The sequence below is a fragment of the Mesorhizobium sp. M0016 genome (assembly GCF_040324035.1).
Classification (GTDB): Bacteria; Pseudomonadota; Alphaproteobacteria; order Rhizobiales; family Rhizobiaceae; genus Mesorhizobium.
This window is the reverse complement of the sequence record NZ_JAMYVM010000017.1, coordinates 139,381-145,395: the sequence shown is the minus strand read 5'-3', so window position 1 is coordinate 145,395 and position 6,015 is coordinate 139,381. Positions and strand designations below refer to the sequence as shown.

5 protein-coding genes are annotated in these 6,015 nt (G+C 64.4%); 2 read left to right on the top strand and 3 right to left on the bottom strand.

Features of this window, described 5'->3' with window-relative positions; translation table 11 throughout:
- Together NKJ88_RS22920 and NKJ88_RS22915 are read right to left on the bottom strand one after the other, a co-directional pair.
- Positions 1–954 (bottom strand): ATP-dependent helicase (locus tag NKJ88_RS22920; RefSeq protein WP_352445596.1); only part of this gene is annotated, 954 nt, incomplete at its 3' end.
- Between the two features lie 80 nt (positions 955–1,034).
- Positions 1,035–1,733 (bottom strand): DUF2059 domain-containing protein, encoded by a 699-nt coding sequence (locus NKJ88_RS22915; protein ID WP_352445594.1) that lies wholly within the window; start codon positions 1,731–1,733, stop codon positions 1,035–1,037.
- A gap of 380 nt (positions 1,734–2,113) precedes the next feature.
- Between NKJ88_RS22915 and NKJ88_RS22910 the strand changes: the two genes are divergently transcribed.
- On the top strand, positions 2,114–4,453 hold the full coding sequence (locus NKJ88_RS22910; protein ID WP_502904766.1) for a glucose/quinate/shikimate family membrane-bound PQQ-dependent dehydrogenase: 2,340 nt from the start codon (positions 2,114–2,116) through the stop codon (positions 4,451–4,453).
- A 12-nt stretch (positions 4,454–4,465) separates the two neighbouring features.
- Here NKJ88_RS22910 and NKJ88_RS22905 read toward each other — a convergent pair whose 3' ends face one another.
- Positions 4,466–4,972 (bottom strand): hypothetical protein, encoded by a 507-nt coding sequence (locus NKJ88_RS22905; RefSeq protein WP_155929627.1) that lies wholly within the window; start codon positions 4,970–4,972, stop codon positions 4,466–4,468.
- Positions 4,973–5,107: 135 nt separating this feature from the next.
- Between NKJ88_RS22905 and NKJ88_RS22900 the strand changes: the two genes are divergently transcribed.
- On the top strand, positions 5,108–6,013 hold the full coding sequence (locus tag NKJ88_RS22900; protein ID WP_023682108.1) for a dienelactone hydrolase family protein: 906 nt from the start codon (positions 5,108–5,110) through the stop codon (positions 6,011–6,013).
- Positions 6,014–6,015: the final 2 nt, after the last annotated feature.

Sequence of the window (6,015 nt, the reverse complement as noted above, 5' to 3'; positions counted from 1 at the left end):
CGGCGGCGGCTGCGTCAGTTGGTAAACAGTCACTGCCGGCGGGGTGGGGGGACGGGCGCGGGCGCTCCCACCCCCCCCCGCGCCGCTACGCGGCGCGACCTCCCCCATCGAGGGGGAGGTAGGTCTTTGCGCCAGCAGCCGCAGCCACATGTATTGCGCGGTGTTGGTGTCCTGGTACTCGTCGACGAGGATGTATTTGAAGCGCTTGTGGTAGTCCTTCAGCACGTCCGGATTGGCGCGGAAGATGCGGATCGGGTGGCAGAGCAGATCGCCGAAGTCGCAGGCGTTCAGCGTCTTCAGCCGCTGCTGATAGGCCTTGTAGAGTTCCCGGCCCTTGCCGTTGGCGAAGCTGCGCGCGTCGCCCTCGGCAATGTCGGCGGGGCCTTGGCCCTTGTTCTTCCAGCCGTCGATCATCTGCGCGAACTGCTTGGCCGGCCAGCGCTTGTCGTCGAGGCCTTCGGCCTGGATCAGCTGCTTGATCAGCCGTACGACATCGTCGGTGTCGAGGATGGTGAAATCGGATTTGAGCCCGGCCAGCTCAGCGTGGCGGCGCAAGAGCTTGACGCCGATGGAGTGGAAGGTGCCGAGCCACGGCATGCCCTCGACGGCTTCGCCGACGAGATGGCCGATGCGCTGCTTCATCTCGCGCGCGGCCTTGTTGGTGAAGGTCACCGCCAGGATCTGCGAGGGGAAAGCCCTGCCGGTGGCCAGGATATGGGCGATGCGGGTGGTCAGCACGCGGGTCTTGCCGGTGCCGGCGCCGGCCAGCACCAGGACCGGGCCTTCGGTGGTTTCCACCGCCAGCCGCTGCTCGGGGTTGAGGCCGTTGAGATAATCGGGCGCGCTGTTGGGGCCGCTGCGGGCCGCCATGGCGCGCGCGGCTATGCCCGACGGGGCCGCAGGCCGCGCATTGGGTTCGTCGAAAAAGGGCATGTCTTCCGCAAAGCCGGACATCTCCCCCGAATGTAGTGATTCGGGAGCGAAAGACCAGAAGTGTCTACGTTTTGTTCTGCTAAAGTGCCCGATACTGCGGCTCAGGCCTTTCGGTAACCGAGCGCGACGAACAATCGATGTCCGAACGAGCGCGCTTCCTCTGTCATCACCATGCCAAAGGCCGTCAGCATCTGGTCGTAATAGCGGCTGCCCGCGGGTGACGCCAGGAATGTCGAGTACAGTCTGAGATCGCCGAGCGAGAGATCCCGGTACGTATAAGCGCTACCCTGCATGGCATTCTGTTCGATGTTCTGGCGAATTTTCACGGATTGCTGACGCACCAGCGCCATGATCTGTTCGTCCGACAGAGGCTTTCCGGCTGCGCCCAGCATCCCCGTAACCATCGCGTAGCTCATGTTCAGCGCTATCGCCTCGCCGGTGTCGACAGCGCTGATATCGTCGATGATCTTGCGGTACAATTCGAGCCGGGCTGGATCCTTGGCCGGAAGCTCGGCGAGGATTTGCTTGCCCTCTGTCTTCTTGCTTTGCCTGCCTTCCGGGCCAGACGACTGAATTTCCAAAGCGGTGACGTGCTTGCCCAACGGGGAAGCGTAAAACGCTGCGAGGTCGGACAGATCGGTGGCCGACAGCCTGTCCGCCATCCGCGATTCGATGGCAGTCTCCATTTTGACTGCGTCGAAGGCGCCTTCCAGCGCGACCGACAAGGCGTCCTGGAAATTTGCCGGTAACGGTTCGGGTATGGATTTCGTGGCTGCGGCGATGCCGGGACCGATGCCCATCAGCATCTCGTGAAAGCCGTTTGCCTTGTTGATCTCGCTCAGCGTCTGTGCCGGCGCGGCCACTGTGCCGGCCGTGAGCGCGACGAAGCTACAGAGGACAAGGACTACGCGCGTCAGAGGCGAGGCGAATGACGTCACTCTGGTTGCTCCTGATGGTTGGTCCAAAGCAGACTGCTGGAAAACCCGGATGCCGGCAAGGCGGGATTGCCACCTTGGCGTGTGGCCTCGAAAAACGCCCTGTTACGCAAGAGAGCCTGCGGCATGGCCTTTTGGTTTCGCCATGGATCGCTCCCCGGCGGCTTGACAGGCACGGCGGCCGGGAGAAGGTTGTACCGCCGGGGGCAGGATTGGCATACCTTTGCCCATGGCCGCGTCGCGGAATGCGCATCAGTCGAAGGAGTATCGTCTTGGCTGTCGTCATCACCTCCCTCATCCTGTTCCTCATCGGCCTGGCACTTGGCGGCGGCGGCGTCTGGCTCGTGATGCTGGGCGGCAGCTGGTACTATGTCATCACCGGTCTCGCCTTCCTGATCGCCGCATGGCTGCTCTTCCGGCGCAAATCGACGGCGCTCTGGCTCTACGCGGCGATCGTGCTCGGCACGCTGGCTTGGGCGGTGTGGGAAATCGGCTTCGACTGGTGGGAACTCGGACCGCGCGGCGGCATCATCGTGCTTCTGGCGCTGTGGCTGCTGACGCCTTGGGCAAGGCGGGGCCTGACCGGCCCCGACGCGCGAGCGCCGCTCATTCTGGCCGTGCTCGCTTCGCTCGCCGTCGCCGGTTATTCGATGACGGCCGATCCCAAGGACATCGCCGGCGACCTCAGCGCCGACAAGGTGACGCCGACTGCCGATCTCGGCGGCAACGTGCCTCCGGGTGAATGGCACTTCTACGGCCGCACGCAATTTGGCCAGCGCTATTCGCCGCTCGACCAGATCACGCCCGACAATGTCGCCAAATTGCAGCCGGCCTGGACATACCAGACCGGCGACGTGAAAGGGCCGGACGATGTCGGCGAAACCACCTATCAGGTGACGCCGCTGAAGGTGGGCGACGCGCTCTATATCTGCACGCCGCACAATTTCGCCATCGCCATCGATGCCGCCACCGGCAAGGAGAAATGGCGTTTCGATCCCAAGATCAAGCTCGACAAGGACCGCCAGCACCAGACCTGCCGCGGCGTGTCCTATTATGCCGATGCCAAGATCGCCGCCGGCCAGCCTTGCGCGACGCGCGTCTACCTGCCGACCTCGGATGCACGGCTGATCGCGCTCGACGCCGCCAACGGCCAGGTCTGCGCGTCCTTCGCCGAGGCCGGCACGCTCAATCTGTTGACCAACATGCCGTATCCGAAGTCGGGCTATTATTACTCGACCTCGGCGCCGCTGATTGCCGGCGGCAAGATCATCATCGGCGGCGCGGTCAACGACAATTATTCGACGCAAGAGCCGTCCGGCGTCATCCGCGCCTTCGACGTCGACACCGGCGCCCTGGTGTGGAACTGGGATTCCGGCAATCCGGACCAGACAACGCCGCTGCCGGCAGGCCAGACCTACACCCACAACTCGCCCAACATGTGGTCGACGGCAAGCGCCGACGAGAAGCTCGGCCTGCTCTATGTGCCGCTCGGCAACCAGACGCCGGACCAGCTCGGGATGGGCCGCAGCGCCAATGTCGAGAAGTTTTCCTCCTCGATCACCGCGCTCGATCTCGCCACCGGGCAATTGCGCTGGGTGCGGCAGACCGTGCATCACGACCTCTGGGACATGGACGTGCCGGCACAGCCGACGCTGGTCGACATCACCACCGCTGCCGGCGTCGTTCCGGGCCTGGTCGGGCCGACCAAGCAGGGCGATCTCTACGTGCTCGACCGGCGCAGCGGCGAGCCGATCATCCCGATCAAGGAAGTGCCGGCGCCGGGCGGCGCTGTCGAGGGCGATCACACGTCGCCGACGCAGCCGGTCTCGGATCTCTCCTTCAATCCGAGGCCGCTGACCGGCGCCGACATGTGGGGCATCACCATGTTCGACCAGCTGGCCTGCCGGATCGAATTCCAGGGCCTGCGCTACGAGGGCCGCTATACCCCGCCATCGGTGCAGGGGTCGCTGGTCTATCCCGGTAATTTCGGCACATTCAACTGGGGCGGCGTCGCCGTCGATCCGGTGCGGCAGGTGATGTTCGGCATGCCGACCTATCTGGCGTTCAAATCGCAGCTCATTCCGCGCGACCAGGTGCCGCCGCCGGATGAGGGGCGCGGCAGCGAGCAGGGGCTGAACCGCAATGAGGGCGCACCCTATGCGGTGGTGATGGGGCCGTTCCTGTCGCCGCTCGGCGTGCCCTGCCAGGCGCCGCCATGGGGCTATGTGGCGGGAGCGGACATCAGAACCGGCAAGATCGCCTACAAGCACCGCAACGGCACCGTCTACGACATGACGCCGTTGCCCTTACCGCTGAAGGTCGGTGTTCCCGGCATTGGCGGGCCGATGATCACCGCCGGCGGCGTCGTCTTCCTGGGCGCGGCGGTCGACGACTATCTGCGCGCCTATGACCTGACATCGGGCAAGCAGCTTTGGCAGGCCAGGCTGCCGGCCGGTGGGCAGTCGACGCCGATGACCTACACCGTCGCCGACGGCCGCCAGTTCGTGGTCATCGTCGCCGGCGGCCATGGCTCGGTCGGCACCAAGCCCGGCGACTATGTGATGGCCTATACGCTGCCGAAGTAGCAGCGATGTGACTTAGGTAAGTGATCGGCCCGGCAGATATTCTGGTAATGTCGCGCCGCCCCTTATCTGCCTGCCGGCATCTATACGGGGAGAAGTGCCCGGCAGGGCGATGAGGGCAGCAGCAGCCTTGGTCAGCTTGCGTAAGAGATGGCCTTTGAGGCTGGGCACGGAGCCCAGTACTTCATTGGTTAGCTGCGGCCCTGTTTCGGCCTGCTGGATCAGCGTGGTGCAGGCCGACGCCGGTCGACGCGGACCTTCACCATCCGAGCGGCGGCTGCGGCAGCAGCGGAGCGCATTGCCAGCAAGGCAGCAACAGCAAGCACGAGCGCGCTTGCAAGGATCGGAGTAGACAAGGTCATGGCGTTGTTCCTTCTCGTCGGGCTCGCCGCTACGAGCGAGACCATCATCAGCTTCCTTCCATATTGTGGCGGCACCATCGACATTCTCTGAAATGACCAAAATGTGATGGGCGCGTTCGGCGGGGCGGCCGCATCGTTCGATGGCGCAAGCGTCACCCATCCGAGACTGGACCGTGCGAGCTTGCACCCTATCTTGATCCGCGAGTCATCCCGGAGTGACCGCGAGGTCATCCCGGAGTGACCATGAGGTCATCCCGGAGTGACCGTGAGATCATCTCCTAACGAGGAGCACGCCATGACGAAACCCACCGCCGAAGCCGTCAAACCTGCCAAACCTGCCATCACCCAGGCGATGATCGATGCCTATGACGAATACACGCATCTGACGCTCGACCGCCGCCGCTTCATGGAGCAGCTGACCAGGCTTGCCGGATCGGGCGCGGCGGCGGCCGCGATCGCGCCGCTGCTTGCGGCGAATTCGGCGCAGGCGGCAATCGTCGCCGACAACGATCCGCGCGTGAAGGCTGAAGATATCACCTATTCCGGCAGCAGCGGTGAGATGAAGGGCTATCTGGTCAGGCCGGCGGACCAGTCCGGCAAGCTCGGCACCGTCATCGTGGTGCATGAGAACAGGGGGCTCAACCCGCATATCAAGGATGTTGCGCGGCGCGTTGCGCTGGAAGGGTTCGTGGCGCTGGCGCCGGATTTCCTGTCGCCGCTCGGCGGCACGCCCGCTGACGAAGACAAGGCGCGCGACATGTTCACCAAGCTCGACGCCAGCCAGGTCACCGCCGATGGCCTGGCGACCATCGCCTATCTCAAGGGCGAGAAGGACGGCAACGGCAAGGTCGGTGCTGTCGGCTTCTGCTGGGGCGGCGGCACGGTCAACAATCTGGCGGTCAACGCGCCCGATCTCGCCGTCGGCGTCGCCTATTACGGCATGCAGCCGAAGGCCGAGGATGTGGCGAAGATCAAGGCGGCGCTGTTGCTGCACTATGCCGGGCTCGACGAGCGCATCGACGCCGGCATCGATGCCTACAAGAAAGCGCTCGACGCCGCCCATGTCGAATACACGCTCTATGTCTATGACGGCGTCAACCATGCCTTCAATAACGACACCTCGGCCGCGCGCTACGACAAGAAGGCAGCCGATCTCGCCTGGGGACGGACGATCGCTTTCCTCAAGGAGAAGCTGGCGTAGGC